Raw genomic sequence first — 22,587 nt, 5'->3', positions numbered from 1 at the left:
CTCATGGCGGGCCTGGTGGCGGGCTCGATTTACATCTGGTCTTCGGAGTAGATCCCGGCGCTGATTACTGCGCTGCCGACAATCATCCGGCCATATAGAAGCGGTACAGGGTTGCCCTGGACGCTGGTGTTCACGGCGCCGTTGAAGCTGTAACTGGGTCGGTTATTGGGGCTGTCCTGGGTGCCCAATCCCTTTGCTTGGGGGCTGAGCATCTGGATCACACCGCCAGCGACCAAGGCAATACCTGCTGGGGCCAGCCCTTGAAATCCAGGAATGAACGAAGCAGCAATCAGAACCGCCCCCACGATCGTCTGCAAGAGGCCCGCGCGCTTCGATCCTGCAATGACCGGCACGATCCTGATCACGTCTCGCCCTGTTGGCTTCCCTAGGTCATCTTCGGAGACATTCTCCTTGCCATTGAAAATCGCATAGCGCAGTCCTTTGCTCGAGCTTTCGGCCATGCGTTTTTCAAAGCCAGGGAACTGCTTGAAATACCCCATGATGTCCCGCCAGCCTCCGCGGGTAATCATTCTGTGCCGACGGCCAAACAGCCTGGCCAAGGAGCCAGACAGCAGGACGATTTGCATCTTTTCAGTAGGCATATTTTCTCCAGACGTAAAAAAACCGCCCGTAGGCGGCTTGAGTATTCGGCGTTCACAAACACCTGTTCAACGAGGGGATGAGACCGCCCCGGCCAATCTGCGACCACGAAGCTCTCTGGTAGAGCTTAACGATGCTCCCCTTGCCCTGTTGAGCAAGCTCAATATTCAAAACATCATCGGTTTGGCCGGAGTCGGTTCCGGCAACAATCCGATACCCATTTTGGGTCTCGCTCATCACCGATGTGGGCCTGTAGTCTTGCCATGCGGGATACACACAGAGCCCTATTTCCTTGGGATTTTTCGTGGAAATGTGGGTGCTGACCGGATTTCCTGACATCAAATCAGACGGTGTCGAGCACCCCATCAGCAGTGCGACCATCACCACCAATGCATAGGTATGCCTCACGGCCACCTTACAGATAGTCATATCTTGGGGGTCTCCGGAACCAGTGGCGAAATAATTTCATCCGAAATAATGAAAGGATCGCCATAGCTATTTTTTTTGAATGTCAGGTATGAAGCCCGCTTTGTTGAGCGGCTAATAACTTTATCCCCATCATCTGGCCAAGATGGATAGATAGAGTCTGGATCCGGCTTCCCAAATACCGAATTAAGATACTTTAGACCTGCCAGATAGGAAGCCTTTGTACCAGGCGTAACTACTGCCATATAGAAAACATCATTATAGAAACACACATTGATTTTTTTTGTTATACCGGACCCAAAAACGCCTTCAACATCACTACCTGCATAGCATACGTCTAGTCCGTTAGACTTGGTTTTTTTCAGAGTGGTTTGAAGATCTGGATATGACTCACCAAGCTCGTACCCATACACCTTCACACTTGGAGAGCGATCTACAAGTATATCAAGTCCGCCCACAGAGAACTTGTACTGTAGCGCCCCATAACCTCTGACATCAACTTCCACAAATAGGTTCTTAGCCTTCGTAATGGTTCCAGCAAAAGCAACCACTCCAGAAGGGACTAAATGCATACCTTCAGTAGTTGAAAAATTCTCCTCGCTGACTTTTCCATCATCAAATTTCACGTTCACCTTGCAATAGGACTCGCCAATCGACGGACAACCTTCTGTCCTGCCTTTATTTATCGCTAGTACGACTCCCGGTCGCCCATCATTATTGTCGAGAACCATCAAAGTAACATTAGGGCCAACACCGGATATCGGCTTTTCCGTTTGGCTGAAGACAGAGGTAGTTTTACCGCGCATTTCATCTTTGATTTCTGACTTGCTCCACTCAGCTTGGGCTGATGCAGCCAGCCAGGGTGACAAAATGAATGCTGCAAAATACTTAATGGTCATTGGATCCCTCCCTTGAATGGAGTGGGACTCTACCATCGCATGAGAGAAGCACCAAAACCCCGCCGAGGCGAGGTGATGGTTTGGTGTAACTGAGGTTTAGCGCGTAACGTCGCCAGCAGTCACCGCAGCAATTCCGAATCAACCACCAAGCTTTCGCTTCAACTACGGTACCGTATTCGGCTAAGCACCAAGCGTCGTTTGAGAGCCACAAAAAAGAAAGGCACCCGAAGGTGCCCTCTTTGTACCGTTTACGGCTGGAATCGTGTGCCGCAGGCATGACACATCCAAGTGCGGCGCCACTCTTCCAATTTGTCGTACTGCGCGACGTTAAATTTCCAGTGGCGAACGAATCCAATCACACCGACGGTGATAAATATCGCGCCAATGAAAAACCTCGTCCAATCCACGCCCCAGAACGTGTTCATAAGCTTGAGGCCGTCGTACAAGATGATGGCGCCAACCCCCGTAAGGATGACGGGGCCAAGCAAGCGCTTACCTGGAGGTGGGCCGACGCTTGCCGCCAAATGGGTCTGGTGCCGACCTGTGGTTTCAACGGTCACGCTTGGTCCGAATCCGGACTGGGATTGCGCTTGGTGGGTTGTTTGTATATGAGAGGTGCCAGCAGCATGGATGACGGAAAGAAGCTGGACATTTTGGCCTTGGCAGTGCGGACAGCAGATGGCGTTGTTGCTCACCACGTAATCATTCCTTTGAAGGGCGGGAAAGCTTTATTCTAAGGTAAGGTTAACGTTCTTTGCACCTGATGATCAGCCTTATTTGAGCAGATCAGCTCCTGTTGTTTGTACGCACTTATACCGCCAGTAGCTCACCGTAACTTCTCGCCAATACCCGCCATAGTTGTCGCGTTTGCTATCCCTCCCATACAGGTGATGCAGGATCGACCCAGGCGCCGGGAAGTGTTGGGGCTCGGTCTTCAGCACGCCGTCAGCCAGATAGACCCCGGCATGGTTCGGCACCTTCGACCGGATCTGCATCAGCACGATGTCGCCGTGCTGCGGCGCACTGACTTGACTGAATCCGGCCGCGGGCAGGTTCTCCAGGTACAGGTTCCCGCCCTTCTCCCACCACCCGTCCTCCCGCTCGTACTGACCCAGGTCGATGCCCATTTCGCGGCAGTAGAAGTCGAGGATGATGCTCAGGCAGTCGTGCACGCCGTGGACGAACTTACGGCCGATCAGCGGGGCCTGGTAGCCCTCAGGCGTGAAGCTCACAAGCTCGCCTGGGCGCACCTGTTCGTCATCTCCCTTGCGGACCTCAAGGATGTGCCAGGGAAGCCCGGAGGCCTCGCAAGAGACGCGATCCGCCTCGCTGGGTGCTGCTGGGTGGTCTGGATGGCTATGCACGACCGCCAGCACCTGGCCGCGGTCCTCGGCAGCGGCGAAGTCCTCGGGCGCGAGGCGGAAATGCTCGCTGGGCGTAGAGGCCGTGTTGCGGCAGGGCACATAGACCTCCTTTCGCCCCTCACGAATCACCAGGCCGCAGCACTCACGCGGGTACTCAGCCAGCGCATGCCGCTCAATGGCGGCGCGGGTGGACTTGTTCATGGTCAGCTCCGAAGCAGGCCGGCGGCCGGGAATGAGCCGTAAGGCAGAGGATTGTTCTCGCCGAAGCGAAGCTTGCAGCTGCTCAGGCGCCCGCCGCATTTGTCCTTGGATGCGTCGGTAACGATGATGTCGTTCTCATCAGCCACGGGGCCGCCGTTGTAGCCGCAGTAGGGCCCGCGGTAACCGCCGCAGCTGAGCCACCAGCAGACGTTGGCCACGATCTGCCGGCGCGGCAGTTGCACCCCGGCGAAGTCTAAGGCTGAGGCCAGCTCGAACTGCACCGTTTCGTTGTTCTCGGCAGACTTGCGCTCGACATACCAGATGTCCGGCGGTAGCTCTTCGTCGGGGTCCGCCTCCGGCTGGCCGTCCAGGTACTTGCCCAAGGTCCGGTGCCGGATCAGCTTCGCCCCCACCAGGTCCTCGAAGTACAGCACCAATGCTGTGATGAACCCGCCGACGTTGCCGACGGACAGGGTCGGCATCGGCTGGGCGCCCTGCCCTGTCATCTCGAAGCCCTCGGCCTGGATCGGCCAGGGTGAGTACTCCTCGCCCTGCCAGTAGATCGATGACTGCTGTCGGTAGCCGTGAAAGCGGTACAGCTCGGCGCCCAGGGCGGTAGCGTCGAGCTCGAAAAGCTCCACCCACGCGCCAGGCTCCAGGGTCTGGATATCGGCCGTAATCGGCATGGTGTTTCCTCAGGCAAAAAAATCCCGCTCGATGGCGGGTGGTGGCAGTTCAGGCAGGGCGAATTGGGCGCTTAGTTATGTCTGGATAGTCGCCCTTTCCCTCTGCCCAATTCCGTACGGCGCCGCGATACTTCAGCCACTGCGCACGAAGCCCAGGCAGCAAGTCTTCTGGAGCGGCATTTGCCTCTGCCTCTTCGAGGGCGTCAAGTTGATCAGCAATTACAAGCAGCTCATCCTCTCGCCAGGCATCTTCAGCGCGCCGAAGCTTGCTAGGGCTTACTCCCCACCCCGGGAACAACCAGGGCTGGTCAGCGCTCTCTGGGTATTCCTCGCCGATGTTTATTAGGCTCTCATCCTCCGGAGTGAGAGACCCTTCCCAGACGCCGACATAAGCGCCGCTCACGGTCACATAAGCGCAATTCATCCCATAAACTCCAGGTAGATTTCCCAGTTTGCCGCCGTAAAAAACGTCGTAGTACCTGATGCTTTTTGCAGCATGATGAAGCTCCCCGTACCCATCCGGACGGTTGCCGTCGATGAGGTACAAACTACAGACAAACCAGTACTACCTCCGCTGTCAGTCCCCATGCTTGGATAAGGAAGTTTGTCGCCAACCGAGTAACCCAGCTCAGCCGCCTTGCAGCGTATCCACGTCTCAACAACAGCAACTTCCTTGCCCAGCCTATGCGACACAACGAACTGCCCACCGGCCACAAACTGCTGAGCTGTTGAGGTGTACCTTTTGGTCATCGGAGCGGTAGCTGTATCCTGCTTTGCAGCTAATGCCGCGCTTAGATCAACCTGACTGGATAGGGTGCCAGTGATACTTCCCCAGGTACTGCCGGTGGCCTGGGCGATCCAAGTCCCCAGACTGCTCAGTACACGCACTGCTGCGCCTGCTGGTGGAGCAGGGACAAGACCATTGGTGCCTGGAGTCGATGCTGTAGCCCCTGTCATGATTGCTGTGTAAAAGGATGCAAGCTGGCCGTCGAGCTTGTCAGAGTCCACTGCTTTCTCGTTCTTACCCAGCTTGGCGTTGAGCTGACCCTGTAACTTTGCAAAAGCCTGCAGCACCGTATCGGATGCAAGGATTGCCGTGTTGACCAACGATCCAAGACCGGCAAGGGTCACGGCTCTAACTCTGGCCGCCGTGAAGTATTGGTTTGTTGATCCTTCCGGGACTTGATCCGTAGAGCCCGGAGAGGACGGGATCAACACATACGCTGAGCCGCTCCACCGGTACTGACGAGTAGGATTCGTCGGGCTGTCGCCATCATTGATCGCAATGTAGATCTTCCCTGTCTCGCCAACTGCGGGGAAATCGACCCGCGCCGGAAACTCCAACACATCATCAACGAAGCTCGGCAACTGAGAAGCGGGCACAACACCACTGACCAGTTGAGCGACAGATATCCCGAGTGCAGCGCCTGGAACCGCGGCGTCAGCCTTCGATTTGGCAGCTTCTGCGGCGGCATGTGCCTCAGCAGCATCCAAAACGCCCTGCTCAGCTTTCTCCTGGGCTGCAGCCGTGCGGGTATCCAGCTCCGCGAAGTTGTCGTTGATGATCTGACCACCCGAACGCAGGTTCTGGCCATTTCCATCGTTGGGCGCCCCGCCGATGTTGATGGGATCGATGCTCATGGGTGGAATGCCTGTTCGAAGGTTGCGGTCAGGGTGTAGGCATCGCCCCCCATGGCCTTGGGTTGATACTCGGAACAGCGGTAGAGCATTTGCTCGCCCAGCGGGTCAGCCCAGAAAAACGGCGTTGCACCGGCATGCCGATCGAGGAACGCCATGATCTCCTTGATGCGCGCCTTCTGGCCTGTGAACGTCAGGGGCCAGGACTGCGAGCGGTTGTTGATTCCGTCCTGGGCACGCTGCTCGTAACCGTCGCCGAACTTGGCCGACTTGGTTCGAAACGCAATGGTGGCCGCCGGATCGTTGTTCGGCTTCCAGGTGAAGGTTTCAGTTGCCATATTTTCTCCAGGCATAAAAAAGCCCGCCGAAGCGGGCAACGCCAATCAACTACGCCCCCTGATGGCCATGTAGATCTGGCCTCCTGGCCGGAGGTCCTTAGCGATCTGCTCCTGGGCACCCTGCTTGGCGGACTTGGCATAGGCCTGAGCCAGAACCTGTCCGTCCGCCTCGCTTGCCCCGCCACTCCCTTCAGGGACATTGAAGGTCTGCTGAATCACGACTTGGTTGTTGCTCGAGGTTGAATCACCGCCCAACGCTCGAATACCCAACTGGCCGCCGGAGGTCCTGGCCAGCGGCACAATCGCCTCGGGGCCCGCCTCGCCCATCACTCCAGTCTGGCCGCCAGCCATCCCGAAGGCCGTTGGCTTGCTGACCACACTGTTCGTGAAGGCTCCGCCATTGGCGAACATCTGCACGCCGGCGCCCCAGGCGCCGCCGTTGGCCTGATAGCTGGAGAAGTCGACCCCGGTATACCCGGCCTGCGTTGAGCCGGCCGAAGCCGCCCCACCGCCGAAGTACGATGCGGCAGCAGAGGCAGCCATGCCGAACAACGAGCTGAGCGCCGAGGAGCTGGCCTGACGAACAGCGATCCTGGCCATATCTGCGAGGATCGACTTCGCGAAGTCAGCAAACGACAGCTTTCCGGTGTTCGCGAACTGCACGATCGCGTCTTCCATGGAGCCGAAGGCATTGGTGAACAGGCTCCTGGTCTGGCCGGCCACATCTCGCGCCGACTCCAAGTAGTTCTGCCAGGCTGAGGATGCTCCGTTGGTCCAATCGCCCTGCGCAGCCGTCATGTCGTCGTAGTTGCTGACTACGGTGTCGTGCAGCTTCTGCTGTGTGGCTTCCAGCGCCTGCAACTTCTGCGTGTACTCGTCGAGGCTCATGCCCCGGGAGCCATCGCCGTACTGGTTGGCCAGGTCCAGCTTCTGCTGGTTGATGCGGTCGTCGATCGCGTTCTGCTGGTTGGTCAGGTCGCGCTGGCGATCACCCTGGCCAAGGCCAGCGGCAGCACGCATGCCCTGCTCGCGCAGAGTATCGACTTGCTGCTGCAGGGCGCTGGTGTAGGTCTTGACCGCCAGTTCCTGCTTCTTCAGCCGGCCCTCTTCGTTCTTTGCCAACACGCTCAGCTCGGTGTCAGCGTCCCGCTGAGCCTTGACCATGGCGGCGCGGGCATCGGCGATCTTCTGGTCCAGCTGGATGCGCTGGGCGGCAGAGGTGCTGGCCTTGCCCTTGGCTGCCTCAAGTGCCGCAATTTCCGCCTCATAGGCCGCCGTGACCTCGTCCCGCTCATTGCCGATCATGGCCTCACGCTTGAGCAGGTAGTCGGCCTGGGACACCAGCCCCGCCTTCTGCGCCGCGTCCAGTTCCTTCTGGGCGTTTTTGTACTCGGACAGGATGGCGGTGAGGTTGTTTTTCGAGTTGTTGAAGGCCGTCAGGTCTACCGCGCCGGCGGCAGTCTTTGTGTCCTTGAACTTGTCGTTGATGTTCGCGATGTTCTTATCAACGACAGCCTTGTCCAGGCGCTTGTCGTTGGGGTCAGTCTTGCGAATGTCGTCGAGCCAGCGCTTGTACTCCTTTACTGCTTCCGTACGCTTCTGCTCGTTCGTCCATGACGACTTCGCCAATGCATCGACCTTCGCCATAGCGTCGACAGAGGCGCCCTGGGCCTTCGCTTGCTCTTTCTCCCACTTGGCAATGTCTTCCTCAGAAACTTTCTGGTCCTCCAGCATGTTGAGGCGATTCTGGTAGAAATCGACCATCACCTTCTTGTTCTGGAAAGCGCCAATATCTCCAGCTTGTGCCCTGGCCAGATTACGCCGAGCCTGCTCGATATCGCTGCCGATGTCCTGTCGGCCAACGTTCTTCAGGTTATCTGCAGCGCGGGCCACTGCGTTGTAGCCCTTCTCCCAGAAGCTCAGGTTCTCCAGGATTCGCGGCGTCCGCTCATTGATTGCATCAGCGTACTGCTCAGTTGCCAGCTTTACGGCCCCAGCATGATCGCCCTGCTCTTCCAGTGCGGCGATCTGCGAGTAAACCGAGGCCGTCAAGTAGTGATACTGATCGTTCAGCGCTGCAGAGGCCTTCACCGGGTCGTCGGCCAACTTGGAGAACTCGGCGACTGTCTCGCTCACCGCTTTGCCCGTAGCCTCCTGCATTGACACGGCTGCCTGGGTGATGCCTGTGAAGCTCTCGCTGGCAATCTTTCCGTTTTCGGCCAGCATTGCCAGCACCGCAGCCGCTTGCCCGGTAGTGCCAACCGTGGCACTGACCTGGCGCGCCATGTCGCCCAACTGCCCCGCACTCACGCCCGCATAGTTTCCGGTAAGGATCAGCGATTTGTTGTAAGCATCCTGCTCTTCGCTGCCCTTGTAATAGGCGTAGGCAAGAGCACCGATGGCGGCAGTGACAAGAGCAATAGGCGCCGCGAGCGCGAGGAGACTTGCAGCACTGGCCCCGGCTCCAGCGCCAAGCTGCGTAACTGCGCGAACACCACTCCCCCAATCCCCAGACTGCAAGGCGTTGGCCAGCTGCATGACGTTTTCTTGAGCCTGGCGGGTGCCGAGCTTCAGCTTGTCGAATGCGCCCTCTGTAGCAGTGATGCCAGCCCGATCCTTGCCTACCTTGGCCAGGGCCTCGCTGTAGCGGTCAGCGTTGATTGCACCAAGACGGAACGCCTCATGGGCGGCCTTTTCCTGCGCCTCCAGCTTGGCCAGCTTCACATTCAGGGGATCGATGCTGTTGACCGTGCGCTTCAGTGCCTCGATCTGCCGGTTCTCGGCGTCAATCAGGCGCTGCTTCTGCGCCGTCTCCTTGGCTTCGGCTTTCTCGATCTTGTCGAAGGATTTGCCGAGGCGCTCCTGATAGGCCTCTTGCTGTTCAATGGTGACCAGGCCACCCTTGCGGGCCCGCTCAAGCAGTCCTTCTGCCTGGACCAGCTTCTCCATGCTGTCGATGTTGCCGGTCATCGCCCTGTCGAGCTGGCTGATGATTGCGATTTCGCTGGCGGCGCTTGTCCCGGCCTTGCGGCTCGCGTCGACCTGGCGCTCCTTCGCACTGGTCGCTTTATCGATGCCCTGGGCGGCCTCCGCCTCCGCTTGGCTGATTTTCTTGCCGGTGTTGGCCAGGCCCTCCCCAGCCTTACCAAGGTCATCGACGGCCTTCTCTGCCCCTTCGGCCGCGTCGACCAGTTTATCCAGGTCATCGGCAGCCTTGACCGCCTGAGACGACTCAACCGCAATGCCAAGCGAAGCGAAGGTAGTGCTCATTTGTTGTCTCTCTGTTCAGCCATTACGGCCAGGGCCTCAGCCTCCATCTGCCGGATGTCACTGAAAATGCTTTGCCTGCATCCAGCCGGCACACCACACATTCGGATGACGCTCGGCAGGACGCCGTAGTCCAGACCGGTAGCGCCGCACGCGCCGACCCGCCACTGGGTACTCATCGCCTCAAAAACGGTGAAGGCCGGCCAGTTGTCTGGCCAGACCTCACAATCGCCCGTGAGATCACCCACCCGAAAGCCAAAAACCTTCAGTTCCTCAGCCAAAAGCTCTTGCTGATAGAGGGCGCGCGCGGCTCTTAGGAGTTTCCCAGGCGGGCCTGATTGAACGCTTCGGAATAGGCCGCCAATACCGCGCTGGGTATCGAGACAATCGAGGTGACCAGAATGCGTATATTCTGATCGTTGAACTCTTCTTCGAAGTCCCAGCCGGCCACCACAGCCTTCACCTGATCCACCTGCAGGTCGATCTGAGCTGCAGTGAAGGCTTTCAGGTCCATCTCGTCAGCCTTCAACCCCAGGGCCTTGTGGCGCTCGCCCCACTCAGCGTAGAGCTCGGCCAGGCCGGTCCGGTCCAGGTACTTGAACTCGAACCCAACCTTCACCGGTTCGCCGCCCAGCTGCGGGATCAGCACGTCGGCCCTGAAGGTTGGGTTCTGGATCAGCGAGAACTTGGCCATGGGTTACACCGAGGTCAGATAGCGGGTTGGCTCGGACTGCAGCGCCAGGTTGACGGTGCGGGTCAGTAGGTTGTTGCGCGATACCGCCGGCTGCTTGGAGAACGAGGTGTAGGCCCCGTACAGCAGCGTGTCATTGCCCGGGAGGTTGAGCCTTGCAGCCTGCACCTTCTTGCCCGCATCAGCCGACATCAGCACCGCGTTGAAGGGTTGAGCCGGATCATCTGCGATGGTCAGCACCATGCTCGCCGCGGACTTGTCGGTCGGAATCTGCTTGCCCTGGTCATCTTCCAGGAAGGTGACGTCGAGATAGTTCTGCTCGCCGCCGGAGAAAGCCAGGTCGGTGACCTGCGGAATCAGTACCCAGGTGAGGATCTTTTTCATGGTGCCTGCACCGTTGCCAGCCGGGAACAGCTGCGTATCGGTGGTATCGATCCCTTCCAGGGTGATCGCCGACTCTGTGGCTGCCTTCACTCGCACCACCTTGTTGTCCAGCCGGCTCCAGCCTGAGGTCAGCAACACGATATCGCCGACATCCAGATCAGCGTTCGCCACGGTGGCCACCGCCTCGGTGGCGTTGGTGATCGCAGTGACGGCCAGAGCGGTGGCGTAGGTCGCGGCGTGATGGAAGGTGCCGCCATTGGGAATTTTGTAGCCCATTGAGTGTTTCCTCTCTTCAGAAATGACAAAACCCGCGCAATGGCGGGTTTGTAGGGTTGCCCAAAGGGCGATTTATGGAGCAGAAGCGCTACTCAGGAAATCGACAGCCTTCGTACTCTTCAAGTGGCAGTCCAGACTTGGACCCAACGACAACGCCGGCCAGTCCACAGTGAGGGCAACAAGCATGCTTGTCTTCGTACCATCTCGTTATTTGAGCTGGAACAGACCACTGGCCGCAGGCGCTGCAGATGCATCTTTCACTTGCACTGATTTCCTCTCGATTGTTCCAGCCGTGGTTATCGGCTGACTCATCCAGCCACTGTAAGCGTGCTTTTGTTGCATCATCCATGGCGTAACCCTGATCACCCAATCTGAATGCACGCGATTTTAGCGCGATGACAATCAGTTGGTATCGGCGCGGTACTGGAAGGACACAGGCACGGTGTAAGTAGTGTCTCCCTGAATGCCTGGGCCCTGGTCTGGGGGTGTCATGGTGATCACCGTCAGGCCGGCCTTTTCGTTCCGCTCATACAGCGGAAACAGCGCGCTGATCTCGTCAGCCAGGCCGCCGGCCGGACCGCGGTACTTGCCCGATGGCACCACTACGCTGGCCTGGAAGACGCCGGTATACAGGCGGTGGTCGCCACCTAGGGTGCTGCTCGCAGTGTCCGCCGGCAACGTGTAGGCACGGAGGTAGGTTTCTCCGTCCTTTGGCGTGTAGGTCTCGTTCTCGACGACCACTTTCAGCGGTGGAACCCTGGCTTTCGCCCAAGCGATAACCCGGGCCTGGTAGATCGTGGCGATCACGTTATGGCTCATACCTGGTTGTTCCTGATGGCTTCGTCGACGATCTGCTGGAACCTGGCGAGCGTGATTCGAACCATGCCGCCGGGGGCCTGCTTGGAATGCCCGTACTCGAGCGGTACCGCATAAGGCAGGTTGTTCACGATGTAGGCTGTCTGGCCGGCGGTCAGCTGCCCTACCTGCAGCCGCAGCTTGGCCAGGGTCACACCTCCAGAAGGATCGACCTGATCCAGCGTGCCGTCGGCGGGTGTATCGATTGAGAACTGCCAGTTCCCCCGGAAGCGACCGCCGACATAGTCCTTCCCGGCGACCAGGCCGTTCACGTTGAAGTTCTGGTCGCGCTCGGTCTTGGTCAGGGGCTTGGCGTACTTCACGCCGCGACGCAGCTTGCCGGCCTTGGTGAAGTTGCTTTCGTCCAGGTTGATCAGTGTGTTGCGCACCGAGACTTTGAAGTCGTAGTCGTCGGCTGCCCGCGTGTTGGCCGCACGGTGCGCCACGTTGGCCGCCCAGATCTCCGGGTTACCCACCGGTGACATGCGGATCACGCTGCTGCCGATCTCGATCACGATCTCGCGAAAGGTGGCGTCAATGCAGGCCTGGGCCTGCTCGGCAAACTGACGGATGTTCTCGGCGAAGCTTCCGTTCCTGCCCGCGTAGCGGTTCATGACCGCACCTGCAGCTCGTACAGAATCGGCGTACCGGCCGGGTTGATCTCTTTCAGCGGCGGAACGATGGACCAGATGCGGCCCTGAATGACCACCTTGTTTAGCAGATCCGGCGCCCAGGCCAGCCCATGCGCGGCGACCTTGAGTTTCTTGTCACCCTGCTTGATGAGGCTGTTGTTCTGAAACTCCAGGCCTGTGAAGTCGAGCAGGATACCCTGGGCGGTTTGCTCGGTGACGGTGTCGGGGCCGGCTGATCCTGTCTCAGGGTCGTACTCGCCGGGCTTGATGTTGCGGATGGTTACGGGCTGACCGAACTCTGTGATCATCTCCAGAGCCATCACGGCCATTTCGTCGTAGAAGGCCATGGTGGCTCCAGATGTGAAAAGCCCAGCGCGATGGCTGGGCCTTTTATTATTCGAAGCGTTTCCGTCGTTCTTCAATCATCTTGTCTGCAAAGTCCGCAGAAAACCGCGCAACGAACTCTGCCTGCCTTTCACCGCTCCAGTCACTCGCTGTACCTGCGACAAAGGCAGCCGCATATTGGTCCCATGCCAGCCGCTCCTCCTTAAACCATTCATCATCGTTATGCTGCTGCTCTTCAATCCCTGTCATGCCTAGCGTCCTCTGTGTTGAAGTGGCAAACCTAACATTACGCTCGAACTGCGAATAGGCCACGTTTGAGCAAATAGTCAGCAAACTGCGTGGCGCTCGGCCGATCCGGCGCCGCCGGCAGCAGTCGGCCGCTGGTGTTCGGGATGGTGGCGTACTCGCGGGTTACCGCACCCTCAACACGCTCCAGGGTTACCGCGCCTTTACGCTTCTCGATCGGGTCAATGTCGTCCTGATGGATCTCCGCAGCCAGGGCCATCTGGCCGTATTGGATCCGCGCCGGCAGGTAGTTGCTAGGCTTGATCTCCTGATCCAGCAGCACCTCCCGACGCGGCCAGGCCAGAGCCTGCTCGCTGCTGGTCTTGCGCCCCTTCCAGGTCATGCCATCCATTGCCAAGGCGGCCCGGCGAAGAAGCGCTTCTTGTGCAGGCACTTCCACAGGGATGGTGACACCGAATTTCAAGGCGTACATGGCCAGATCCTCGGCGGATGCGTAGCTCTCGGCGTCAGGCTTCCCGGTGCCGTCCTCGATGATGAGTGTCATGCGTCAACTCGCTGGAATGGGTGGAGGATTGGCCGCCGGATCACCGGCAGCCAGCAGTATCAGGCCTTGGGCAGCTCAGCGATGAGCTTTTCAAGCGATTCCTTCGAGGCGTTGGCCCGGTACTGCACGTTCGCTGCGTCAAGCTTGGCCTTGAACGCCGCGATTTCGCCAGCGTCATCAGCTTGCGGCGCAGGTGCGACCTTCTTCAGAGCTTCGACCTCGCCGCGCAGTGCGTCGACAGTCAGGAGCAAGCCATCGCGCTCAGCTGTCAGCTCGCCGACTGAGGCATGGATGATGCCCAGCGATTCAAACAAGCGGGTAGCCAGCTCGCCAGATCCAGGTTGCTGGATTTCGCCAGCATCCAGACCATCAAGCAGGAGAATGACCGCGCCATTTTCAGCTCGCAGCTTTGCAACTTCGTCTGCCAGCTCACCAGATGCAGGCTCCTTGGCGCTTGGGACAGGTACGGCTGGGGCCTCTACGACCGAAACATCAACACCCGCTGCCTCATAGGCAGTGACAATTTCCGGATAGTCGCCAACGACCACCACCGCCGTCGCATCGCGCTCGATGCCGCGAAACAGGCTCGCAGTCCGGTACCGCTTGTCCGGATCGAAGCCTTCAAGCTGGTTCGTGTAAATCAGTTCCATGGAAATCTCCGTAGCGGCCATTGCTGACCGCTTCCAGGGGCAGGTATCAACCACCGGCCGGTGGCGTAGGGGTCAGCGTGATCATCACGCCGGCGGTGACCTTGTTACTGTCCGCGTGCTTGACCCAGTTGGCTGCCGAGCCTACAGCGGCCAGGGTTGGGTTGGCGCCACCAGCGGACTCCTTCCAGCTGTAGCCCAGAACATCGATGTTCACGGTTCCCTCGGCGCGGTATCCGATGCCCAGGTTCTCTTCATCGTTCACAGGGTACGAACGGAAACCTGGGGCCTGGGACTCGGTGATGACCACAGCATTCGGCAGCAGGCCGAAGATCACGTCCGCAGGCGCGGTGTCGGTTACCAGTACCGGCTTACCGAGGGTACCCGGCAGGCCGCCGTAGATCACAACGCCGGCTTCTTCGTAGATCTTGTTGGTGATGGCCTCGTCGACGATGTCGAAGTAGGCGCTGGAGTGCATGACCCACAGAGCGATGCGACCGAACTTATCGCCGAACTTTCGCATGCCGCGAGTCAGGGTCTTTTTGCCGTCGGTTTCGATATTGGCGGTGACCACCATGCCGGCGTTGGAGCCAATCGAGGCTCGCAGCGCAGCGGTGGCGTACTGGATGAAGCCTTCCAGGGTCGCATCAGCCACGTCGGCGCCGATGATCTGGGAGAACTCGTCCACCGGACGGCCGCGACGCTTGAACGCCTCTTCGGTGGTCTGGTACGGGCCGTACTTCCACGGAGCCTTAACGCCAACAGCCTCGCCGGCACCGATCTTCTTGGCGGTCACCTTGCCGGTGGAGTTGACGTCGCGGTGTTCCAGCGAGCCACCGATTTTGTAGAAAGCGCGCTTGCGGAAGTCGCCTTCGATCAGCTCGTTGTCGAGGACGATCGCACCATTGGAGGATGCATTGAACACGTCCAGGTTGTCCTGGACACGCTCCAGGTATGCGGTCTGCGCCTCATCGTTGTAGATGATCAGGTCGCTGTTAACAGTGGTTGGCATGGATGAATCCCCTTACTTGGGCAATGCGAGGTACGCGGTTTGGCCGTGCTTGCGCTGGTAGTCGCGCTTCTGCTCGGCGGTCATTTCGGAGCGCTTGAATGCAGCCTGGCCGCTACCCCCGCCCGGGGCTTGTGTGCCTGAGGCCCTTGGCCACAGGTGAGGTGCGCTTTCGCGCAGAGACTCCGCCCATTCGAGCGGTGTCAGAGGGGTCTTGCCGTCCTTGCCGAGGATGATCTCGCCAGATTCATCAACGGCAACGGCTTCGCCCTCTTCGTTCAGGGTGAACACGCCTTTGGCGCGCAGGATGATGTCGTCGGTTGCTTCAGGGAGTGCACCGGCCTTCAGCGCTGCGCCGCGTACCGAGTCGCCCAGGACCTTGCCCTGGAACTTAGCGGCGAATGCCTCGGCCTTCTCGGCGCGCGCGGTGACAGTCTTCAGTTGCTTGTCGTAGTCGCCACGCAGGCGCTCGGTGCGACGGCTGAAGACTTCGTCCACCTTGCCCTCAGTCAGCAGTTTGGTCTCCTCATCCTGGCCGGCCCGACTCAGCAGTCCTTTGACAGCGTCGATATCGATGCCTTCGAACTGGGTTTCGAACTGGGTCAGCTTGCCGGTGGTTTCCTTCAGCTTGCCCAGCAGCTCGGAGTTCTTGGTTTTCAACCCGGAAACGGATGCCTCAACAGCAGTAGCGATAGCGGCCTTGACTGCCGGGTTTTCCAGGTCGATTTCGTTTTCTTCTGCCACGTTGATGCACCCCTTGGGTATGTGTTGCCCGCTTTGCAGGCAAAAAAAACCCCGCATATGCGGGGTTTGTCATGAGTATTCGAGTCAGATGTTTTTCAAGTGCAACAAGTTTGCAAACCGGCTTAGCGCGGCATCCAAAGCAATAGCGTTACGCTCCACAAAATAAAGCTGCACCCCAGCCATATCTTCACTATGGAAAATCAAAACATAGCCGTACTTTTCGGACAGAATTCTTGAAACTTCAGGAAACTTCGACAAGGATTGACTAAATGGCAGAGCAAACACCGAAAGTAGGGGACCATATTTTGCCATTCGCCTCCTAACACCCAGCACATTCAATATGGACTCGTAATAAGTACCACTCCAAGCCTCGCCCACTGCATCACGAAATGTTGAGCTTTCTTGTTCTGTCAGCCATCGATTATCTATCAAGCAATAGGCTCTAACCGTGCGCACTAGCTGATCACCAGTAACCGTTGTTTTCCCTGCTTCCATTTGACAACTCCTTTGGGGGTGGGCTTGAGCCCTATTGATACCCCGCCAGGCATGGCGTACGCAACTAAGCCTACTTCAGCCCAGCTCTCTCAAACGCCAACGGCTCCAGCCCCTTCATCTGTGCCAAGGTCAACGGCGCGAAGTTGCGATCCAGCTGCAGTGCCGCGAACCGCTCCACGGTCAATCCGCCCTCCCGGAACAACTTGCCCCGGACAGGCCCGATTGCCACGTCCTGAAACGCCGCAGGCTGCTGCTGAAGCCACTGGTAATAGTCCAAGCTTGCGCTGACCTGCTGGGGACCGCCATCACCGAAAGAGGCCCGGGTAGCGCCTTTGGCGAAAGCCGCGCTCAGCTTGGTGATGAGGACGAAGGTTGTCCGGCAGTTCGGGTGAAACGGCGGCCGGGGCCCGGAGTTGACCGGAAACCGCCGCTTATCCATCGATCGGCAGGTCTGGCTAGTTTTGCTGTCCAGCGTGGCGACCATCTCAACCTCGGACACTATGTCCGTGTTGGCCTTGGCCACCTCCATGCGCGCCTGGGACGACACATGCTGAATTGCGGTGTGAACTACAGTGCTGGCATTGCGGCTAGTTGTGGCCAGAATGCCGTCCTTGTAGCCGGCCGCCTTGGTACCGCGGATGTTGCGGATGATCTGAAAGTTCGTCTGTCCTTCGAAGAAGCCCTGCCGGATCGTGCCTGTAACGCGCTCGCGCTCGGCAGTGGTCCAACCCTTGATGAAGGCCTTCAGCAGCTTCCCGCCACCGGTGCCGCGCACACTGAGCGGGTTTGTCAGGACTGCAGTGCGAACAGCGGCAACAGTGGGTGCCGCCACATCCAGCGATACGCCAACCGGCGCCGACCGGGCAAGGCTGGCGGCTTCGAACTCAGCCTCATAGTTGGCAATGTCCACCAGGTCGAGGTTCAGTTGCATGCTGTAGCGGTCGAAGATGCCCAGCAGCAGGCTATCGACCTCCTTCAGCAGCGCTTCCAGGCGCTTAACGTTGTACTCGGTCAGGTCCGACCGGGTGAGCCGGTCACGAATAGAGCGGTCGATCTCCTTGAGGAAGGGGGTGAACTTGCTCACCTCCCCCGCCTTCAGTTTCTCGAGAAAGACCGCGTGCCGGAGCGTGGCGTCAAGGATTGCTTGGTTTGCCGCCATTTGGTTCGTCCTCGTCGTCCAGGCCCAGGCCGTCGCCCTGCTCCTGCAGCTCGCCATCGATCTGCTGGTCCGTGCGTTCAGGGGCGATCAGCCCCAGCTTGCGCAAGTAGGCCCGCAGGTCAGCCTTCGCGAATCCGCCGTTCTGCCAGAGCCCAACGAGCGCGGTGATCATCTGCGGATCAGCTGTCAGCTCCACGAACTCTTGGTTGACCTGGTAAGAGACCTTCTTGTCAGTGATACCCATGTACGCGCAGCACCACATGAGCGCCCTGGTGTAGGCCTCGCTGACGTTGGCCACACACCCGGCAAGGACCGAAGTCGATGCAGACTGATCGCCGCGGGCCTCGGTTGCCGTCTTGGACGATAGAGACGCTACGACCATGCGAGCGCCCAGCTCGATCATCATCTGGTTCTTGTCGGCCATGGCCTCTTTGACCAGAGTGTTCGGTAGTGGCTGCGCGTACCCGAAGGAACCACCAGCAGGCAGCATCATCGGCGCCCTGGAGCCGACATAGACTCCGTTCTTCTCCATCCAGTCGCGCCACTGCTCATCCAAGCCGGAGATCCACGGTTGAGCCTGGCCGCACCAGAAGACGCTGTCTTCGTAGTCGGCGCTGTTCCGGTAGTGGCCCAGGTTGATCATGGCGATGTCGTAGAGCGGCGACTCATCAATGGTCGGGTCGTTGTTCTGGGCGCCGACGAAAGTGAACGGGATCTCTTTGAGGCGCCCGGCGCCGCCTTCAGGCCTGAACTCCTCAACGATCACCAGCGGGCCGCCACCTTTCGGGCCTGATCGACGCCAGACCCGACAGACGAAGCCATCAGACTCCAATGCCAGCTCTCGATACTGCTCAATCACCTTGAAGCCGAAGCCGTCTTCCTCCTCCGGCGCCTCTCGCAGCACCACCAGGGTCAACACACTGTGACCATTCACCATCCCGGTACGCCAGTTGATGATGTCCTCAGCGCAGTAGGACAGGATCACCGAGTGGCCACCGATGCCGTCGTCCTGGTGGTAGTCGACATAAAGGCCATGTCTTCCAGCCTCCAGCACCTTCTCAAGCGTGCCCTGGGAGTGCTGGTAGATGCTCACGCCTGAGCCGTTGGCGTTGTCCTGCAGGTACTCCAGCTTCTTCGATACCACCAGTGTCGGGTCTTTATGGAACGCTAGGCCCAGCAACCCGTTTCGGGTATGCCCGGTGGCGTTCTTGAACACTGCTCGCTCGCGGTAGGCCCGGTTCCGGTCTTGGTTCTCCGGCGACTTGTCGTGTGCGTTGATGTACGGCAGCCGGTCGACAACCCGGTGCTGGCCGGCACACACATCGCGCACTGTTGCCCATCGGCCCAGGGCCTCAATGTAGTCCGCCCGCTTGAAGGAGACGTCGTTGCTCATCGGGCGTATCCCATTTTGATAGCGGTGACCGGTTTGATGATCGGGTACTCGCGGTGGATGAAGTAACCGCCGCCATCGTTGGCGTGGTCGTTTCCTTGTGACTTGTCGGGCTCGCCATTGGGCGCCCATACCTGCTGTTCCAGGCCGTCGGCGTAGGTCGGACAGGTAAACGGGTTCACCAGATAACGCCGCTCGCCCTGGGCATTGCAGAACATGGCGTTCATGGCGTTGATTCGGTCCTTAACTGGCGGGTTGGCCGCCGGCGCGATGACCGAGAAGCCGGCCTGCTTGAGCATGGCGATATCCGTCATGCTGGCGTTGACCGACTTGCGCGAGTCGCCCGAGGCGTCCGGGTAGATCCGGATCTCGCACGTCTTCTTGAAGTCGTTGCCGTCGTGCTGCCAGTAGCGCTCCTTGATGCGGCGGATCATGTCCGGCGTGTCGTAGCCATCGATCAGCTCATCTACTGCCCTGGGCAGCCCCTGGTCGCGTTTGACGTGGGTAATCGCCGCCATCTTGCCAACGTTGAAGTCCATCCCGATAAACAAAGGCTCGCCTGCTTGGACCGTGTCGAAGCACTGGTTCAGCTTGCGGTCGTAGGCGTGGTAGATCGATCCGGACGTCAGGTTGACGAACTGGCCGTTCAGGTAGGCCCTGATCAGTTGCTCGGGGTACGACTCCATCAGCGACGGGATGTAGTCGTCGGGCAGGTTCAGCTCGTTGTCGAAGGTGCTGGCCTGGACCAGGCCATACATCTCCTTGAGCGCCGGTTTGTCGCGCAATTGCTTCACAAACTGCTGGAAGACGAACTTGAAGCCCTCGGGCGTCGTGGTGACGTCTACGCCGTTCTTCAGGCCCGGCAGGTTGTAGCGCATCCGGGCAATGATCTTGCGCCATGCCTGCTGCGCCTTGATCGACGTCAGCACGTCCAGTTCATCCACCAGGGCGTGGCCGATCTTGAAGCCGACGATGGTCTGTGGCTTCTCCATCGACCGGCAGATCACTGTGCCGCGACATTGCCGGCCGCTGTAGATATGAACCTCATGGTTCGCCTGGTTGATCTTGGTCTTCAACCCCCAGTCATAGGCCACCTCATCCATGGTCGGATAGAAGATGTCCCTGATCTGCGGATAGGTTGGCGCGAAGTAGCCAGCGTTGACGCCGGGCCACTCCATGAAGTGTTTGCTCAGCGCGGAGCAACCTACCCAGGTCTTCCCGGATCCAAAGCCAGCAACGAAAGCGCGGAACTTGTGGGGCAGCGTAAGGAACTGAGCCTGGGGTATGTTAAGGCTCGGCATTCGGCTTCCTCGCATCTACCACGTCGACCTGGATGCGGCTTGGGATCAGCGGCTCGTCGTCCGGCTCGTCCTTGCGGGCTCGGTTGACGAAGACATCACCACACTCCTTGGCTGCCTGCTCCAGGATCTGCATGGCCAGGACGATGTTCTTCATCGTCTCGGCCTTCTCCACGAAGCGGTTCATGGCGCGAAGCCGGAAGGCGCGGTTGGCGATCGGGATATCAGCTGTCTCTTCGCGGAATCGCTTGCGGGTGTCGTGGAACAGGGTCTGCCACTTCTTGGCCAGATCACGCCCGGCGCGCTTTGTCGGATCGTGTGCCTCGCACTGCTGGCGGGTCAGCTCAAGGCCGAATTCATCTCGGACAGCTGTTGCAACTTGCGACGGAGTATCGAAGCACGCCAAGGCCTGAACGATGAAGCTCTTCACCTCGTTGTTCAGGGCTGCCATAGGGTAATTTCCGTCTTAGGTCTGTCTGGGGTCAGGCCGACTTGAGCAGACAGGTTCCGCAGGCCCTCGATATGTTCAATTTCCCCACCTCAGCAGGATTGTTTGCAGCATCTACCAGGGCCTGAACGTCAGGGCTCGCACCGTAGCGGCGGACCACACCGACGAACTCTTCGACGTCGTGTCCGCGCAGCTTCAGCTTGGGTGCGCCTTCCTGGGTGAAGGCTGGCTGGCCGTACTTATCGGTCGCCTGGGCTATGTGGTAGAGCTCGTGCTCAACCAGGGCGCAGAAGTCAGCGTCGGAGCACTGAGCGCAGTAGTCGGCAGCCAGGGTGATGATGAAGGCCGGCACATCGCCGAACCAATCACGCATCTGTTGCTCCATCCGAGCTTTCTGCCAACCGCCGGCGCGGAAGGTCACTTGCTCGGCCTGGCCCAGGACTGTGCGCCCTTGCTTCTCGAAGCTCGACGATGCCCACATGACCTGGATGTCTGCATCCAGTAGGTGAGCATGGTCCTCGTTGTTGATGCTGCCGGTGTCGGCGAGAATCTCAAGCTGAATCCAACTCCACACATCAGGCGCTGGAACCAAGCGAATGCCAAATCCAGACAAATCCGAAAGCTCAAGGAGTGATGTCGGAGGATGCGGCCTTCCCATGCTCCACCTCAAACTTTAAATTTTCGACATTGGAATGAAACAACCTACTGGGAGCATCAGTTAAAAATGGCAGATTTAAATATCGAACGATTCGACGAACTGACAGGCCTGGTCTTCTCGAAGCTGTATCAAAGCTTCCCGATTGCTATTGATCTGCACGTAATGCAGTTTGCTGACGCCTTGGTTTACGACAAGCCACTCAACCAGGACGAACTGTCCCAGGGCGGTGAACCGCTTGAGTTTTTCGACAATACAATTCAGTGGCTGATCGAGTCTGGGTATGTTGTCTCCCGCCACATCTCGTCATACCGCTATACCTTTGAGGCATGCACCCTAACCGCCAAAGCCTTGGAGGTTCTAAAGGCTGTACCTCAGAGCGTAGGCGGCGAAACACTCGGCGGCAGACTGGCAGCTGCAGCTGCGGACGGTGCCACCGGAAAACTGAAAGAGCTGGCTGGAGAAGTGTTGAGCAAGGGTTACGGCTTAGCTGTCAACGCAGCGATGAACTGGACGAGCTAAACAATAATTGAGTACCCCTGCATCTGAGTATCGCGACACAGTTTTAATATTCGCGAAACGTGTCGCGACCTATGGTTTCCTACGCTCGACGCTGTCCTTGCGCATATCGCAGTGCAGGCAGTGCTCACAGTTCAGCGTCCTGCATAGCCAGACCTTCACCCGCTGCCAGTAAGTGACCATGAAGACGTGCCGAACGCCAGCTAGGGCCAGGGAGGCGTACAACGTCGCCTCTGCCACCGACTGGGACATGATCAGCCTATCGTTGCGTACCAGGAGCGCGTAGCCGCTCAGCGCGATAGTCGCGTAGATCAACTTCCCCAGCACGCCATCACGGACCTTCCCGCTCAAGCAGCACCAGGTCGCCCATAGCGCGATCAGGCCGGCCGACCACGTTGCAACGTGCTCCAGAATCATGCGCCACCTCCCCCGAACTTCGAACGAATGAACGCCCAAAGGTCAGCAGCTTTGATTGCCCGGGTGATGGCGGCGATCAACGAACCGCCGAAGGTGCCGAGCAGAAAACCGATACCGGCAACGCTACGGGGCTCGACCACTCCCAGGTAAGCGCTTACCAGTCCAGTCAGGTAGTGGGCGCAGACGGCACCCGAGAAGATGAAGACGGCCCAGGCCTTTCGGTCTACCAGGTCGTCGCGGTGCCACCAGCTCGCACCAAGGGCACCAAGCAGCCCCGCGGTAAACCACGTATCAAGCCTGTCGAGCAGGCGGTACAGAAACTCCATGCGCTCGACTCCATGGGCATGAATCAAATAAAAGGGGGACATCGGAAGCTCAATGGAATTGAGCATTTCATGCGCTTTTTGCAGGAAG

General features: G+C 58.9%; 29 protein-coding genes. 1 reads left to right on the top strand and 28 read right to left on the bottom strand.

The genetic code is table 11. The annotated features are described in order from the left end of the window. Positions 1 to 29 precede the first annotated feature (29 nt). From AC1RL5_RS00415 to AC1RL5_RS00290, 26 genes are all read right to left on the bottom strand, one after another. Positions 30 to 602, bottom strand: coding sequence for a tail assembly protein (locus tag AC1RL5_RS00415; RefSeq protein ID WP_492589061.1), 573 nt, complete (start codon positions 600 to 602; stop codon positions 30 to 32). Positions 603 to 654: 52 nt separating this feature from the next. After that, positions 655 to 1,029 (bottom strand): hypothetical protein, encoded by a 375-nt coding sequence (locus AC1RL5_RS00410; protein ID WP_492589062.1) that lies wholly within the window; start codon positions 1,027 to 1,029, stop codon positions 655 to 657. Then, on the bottom strand, positions 1,026 to 1,925 hold the full coding sequence (locus AC1RL5_RS00405) for a hypothetical protein (RefSeq protein WP_492589063.1): 900 nt from the start codon (positions 1,923 to 1,925) through the stop codon (positions 1,026 to 1,028). Before AC1RL5_RS00405 ends, AC1RL5_RS00410 begins: the two co-directional genes overlap by 4 nt. Positions 1,926 to 2,173: 248 nt before the next feature. Next, a complete protein-coding gene (locus AC1RL5_RS00400) occupies positions 2,174 to 2,620 on the bottom strand; it encodes a hypothetical protein (RefSeq protein WP_125062885.1) in 447 nt (148 codons plus the stop codon). 78 nt (positions 2,621 to 2,698) lie between these two features. Continuing rightward, a complete protein-coding gene (locus AC1RL5_RS00395) occupies positions 2,699 to 3,490 on the bottom strand; it encodes a C40 family peptidase (RefSeq protein ID WP_492589064.1) in 792 nt (263 codons plus the stop codon). Positions 3,491 to 3,492: 2 nt separating this feature from the next. Next, the gene (locus tag AC1RL5_RS00390) at positions 3,493 to 4,176 is read right to left on the bottom strand and encodes a phage minor tail protein L (RefSeq protein WP_492589065.1); all 684 of its coding nucleotides are present in this window, start codon (positions 4,174 to 4,176) and stop codon (positions 3,493 to 3,495) included. 420 nt (positions 4,177 to 4,596) lie between these two features. Beyond that, positions 4,597 to 5,817 carry a hypothetical protein gene (locus AC1RL5_RS00385; protein WP_492589067.1) on the bottom strand — a complete coding sequence of 407 codons (1,221 nt, stop codon included), beginning with the start codon at positions 5,815 to 5,817 and terminating at the stop codon, positions 4,597 to 4,599. Further along, complete coding sequence (locus AC1RL5_RS00380; protein WP_103407604.1) at positions 5,814 to 6,152, bottom strand: phage tail protein; 339 nt, start codon at positions 6,150 to 6,152, stop codon at positions 5,814 to 5,816. The genes AC1RL5_RS00385 and AC1RL5_RS00380 overlap by 4 nt, the downstream gene beginning before the upstream one ends. A 45-nt stretch (positions 6,153 to 6,197) precedes the next feature. Continuing rightward, positions 6,198 to 9,422: a phage tail tape measure protein gene (locus tag AC1RL5_RS00375; RefSeq protein WP_492589068.1), complete on the bottom strand. Its 3,225-nt coding sequence runs from the start codon at positions 9,420 to 9,422 to the stop codon at positions 6,198 to 6,200. Beyond that, complete coding sequence (locus AC1RL5_RS00370; RefSeq protein WP_103407628.1) at positions 9,419 to 9,667, bottom strand: DUF1799 domain-containing protein; 249 nt, start codon at positions 9,665 to 9,667, stop codon at positions 9,419 to 9,421. The genes AC1RL5_RS00375 and AC1RL5_RS00370 overlap by 4 nt, the downstream gene beginning before the upstream one ends. A 65-nt stretch (positions 9,668 to 9,732) precedes the next feature. Next, the gene (locus AC1RL5_RS00365; RefSeq protein WP_011062036.1) at positions 9,733 to 10,113 is read right to left on the bottom strand and encodes a phage tail assembly chaperone; all 381 of its coding nucleotides are present in this window, start codon (positions 10,111 to 10,113) and stop codon (positions 9,733 to 9,735) included. A 3-nt stretch (positions 10,114 to 10,116) separates the two neighbouring features. Then, positions 10,117 to 10,770: a phage tail protein gene (locus AC1RL5_RS00360; RefSeq protein WP_492589069.1), complete on the bottom strand. Its 654-nt coding sequence runs from the start codon at positions 10,768 to 10,770 to the stop codon at positions 10,117 to 10,119. A gap of 402 nt (positions 10,771 to 11,172) precedes the next feature. After that, positions 11,173 to 11,589 (bottom strand): phage tail terminator-like protein, encoded by a 417-nt coding sequence (locus AC1RL5_RS00355; protein ID WP_492589070.1) that lies wholly within the window; start codon positions 11,587 to 11,589, stop codon positions 11,173 to 11,175. After that, entirely contained in the window at positions 11,586 to 12,239 is a 654-nt protein-coding gene (locus AC1RL5_RS00350; RefSeq protein WP_492589071.1) for a hypothetical protein, read from the bottom strand. Before AC1RL5_RS00350 ends, AC1RL5_RS00355 begins: the two co-directional genes overlap by 4 nt. Beyond that, on the bottom strand, positions 12,236 to 12,604 hold the full coding sequence (locus tag AC1RL5_RS00345; protein WP_492589072.1) for a hypothetical protein: 369 nt from the start codon (positions 12,602 to 12,604) through the stop codon (positions 12,236 to 12,238). The genes AC1RL5_RS00350 and AC1RL5_RS00345 overlap by 4 nt, the downstream gene beginning before the upstream one ends. 46 nt (positions 12,605 to 12,650) lie before the next feature. After that, positions 12,651 to 12,851 (bottom strand): hypothetical protein, encoded by a 201-nt coding sequence (locus tag AC1RL5_RS00340; protein ID WP_210457173.1) that lies wholly within the window; start codon positions 12,849 to 12,851, stop codon positions 12,651 to 12,653. 37 nt (positions 12,852 to 12,888) lie between these two features. After that, entirely contained in the window at positions 12,889 to 13,392 is a 504-nt protein-coding gene (locus AC1RL5_RS00335; protein WP_492589074.1) for a DnaT-like ssDNA-binding protein, read from the bottom strand. A gap of 59 nt (positions 13,393 to 13,451) precedes the next feature. After that, a complete protein-coding gene (locus AC1RL5_RS00330; protein WP_103407627.1) occupies positions 13,452 to 14,042 on the bottom strand; it encodes a hypothetical protein in 591 nt (196 codons plus the stop codon). 46 nt (positions 14,043 to 14,088) lie between these two features. After that, the gene (locus AC1RL5_RS00325) at positions 14,089 to 15,051 is read right to left on the bottom strand and encodes a major capsid protein (RefSeq protein ID WP_103407594.1); all 963 of its coding nucleotides are present in this window, start codon (positions 15,049 to 15,051) and stop codon (positions 14,089 to 14,091) included. 12 nt (positions 15,052 to 15,063) lie between these two features. Then, complete coding sequence (locus AC1RL5_RS00320; protein WP_103407626.1) at positions 15,064 to 15,792, bottom strand: hypothetical protein; 729 nt, start codon at positions 15,790 to 15,792, stop codon at positions 15,064 to 15,066. Positions 15,793 to 15,876: 84 nt separating this feature from the next. Beyond that, positions 15,877 to 16,287: a hypothetical protein gene (locus AC1RL5_RS00315; protein ID WP_146043138.1), complete on the bottom strand. Its 411-nt coding sequence runs from the start codon at positions 16,285 to 16,287 to the stop codon at positions 15,877 to 15,879. A 70-nt stretch (positions 16,288 to 16,357) separates the two neighbouring features. Next, complete coding sequence (locus tag AC1RL5_RS00310) at positions 16,358 to 17,446, bottom strand: minor capsid protein (protein WP_492589075.1); 1,089 nt, start codon at positions 17,444 to 17,446, stop codon at positions 16,358 to 16,360. Beyond that, positions 17,421 to 18,839, bottom strand: coding sequence for a DUF4055 domain-containing protein (locus AC1RL5_RS00305; protein ID WP_492589076.1), 1,419 nt, complete (start codon positions 18,837 to 18,839; stop codon positions 17,421 to 17,423). The genes AC1RL5_RS00310 and AC1RL5_RS00305 overlap by 26 nt, the downstream gene beginning before the upstream one ends. Beyond that, positions 18,836 to 20,137, bottom strand: coding sequence for a terminase large subunit domain-containing protein (locus AC1RL5_RS00300; RefSeq protein WP_159892771.1), 1,302 nt, complete (start codon positions 20,135 to 20,137; stop codon positions 18,836 to 18,838). Before AC1RL5_RS00300 ends, AC1RL5_RS00305 begins: the two co-directional genes overlap by 4 nt. Beyond that, positions 20,124 to 20,585, bottom strand: coding sequence for a DUF2280 domain-containing protein (locus AC1RL5_RS00295; protein ID WP_492589077.1), 462 nt, complete (start codon positions 20,583 to 20,585; stop codon positions 20,124 to 20,126). The genes AC1RL5_RS00300 and AC1RL5_RS00295 overlap by 14 nt, the downstream gene beginning before the upstream one ends. A 31-nt stretch (positions 20,586 to 20,616) precedes the next feature. Further along, complete coding sequence (locus tag AC1RL5_RS00290) at positions 20,617 to 21,240, bottom strand: putative metallopeptidase (protein ID WP_492589078.1); 624 nt, start codon at positions 21,238 to 21,240, stop codon at positions 20,617 to 20,619. Between AC1RL5_RS00290 and AC1RL5_RS00285 the strand changes: the two genes are divergently transcribed. After that, positions 21,226 to 21,759 carry a hypothetical protein gene (locus tag AC1RL5_RS00285; protein WP_492589128.1) on the top strand — a complete coding sequence of 178 codons (534 nt, stop codon included), beginning with the start codon at positions 21,226 to 21,228 and terminating at the stop codon, positions 21,757 to 21,759. The genes AC1RL5_RS00290 and AC1RL5_RS00285 overlap by 15 nt on opposite strands. Before the next feature lie 69 nt (positions 21,760 to 21,828). On the opposite strand, the gene AC1RL5_RS00280 is transcribed toward AC1RL5_RS00285, so the two are convergent. Both AC1RL5_RS00280 and AC1RL5_RS00275 read right to left on the bottom strand, forming a co-directional pair. Further along, a complete protein-coding gene (locus AC1RL5_RS00280) occupies positions 21,829 to 22,173 on the bottom strand; it encodes a hypothetical protein (protein WP_492589079.1) in 345 nt (114 codons plus the stop codon). Next, positions 22,170 to 22,499, bottom strand: coding sequence for an MFS transporter (locus AC1RL5_RS00275; protein WP_492589126.1), 330 nt, complete (start codon positions 22,497 to 22,499; stop codon positions 22,170 to 22,172). Before AC1RL5_RS00275 ends, AC1RL5_RS00280 begins: the two co-directional genes overlap by 4 nt. Positions 22,500 to 22,587 lie beyond the last annotated feature (88 nt).

This window comes from Pseudomonas sp. GW822-FHT06D10 (assembly GCF_058799535.1).
This window is presented reverse-complemented; position numbering and strand designations above follow the sequence as displayed.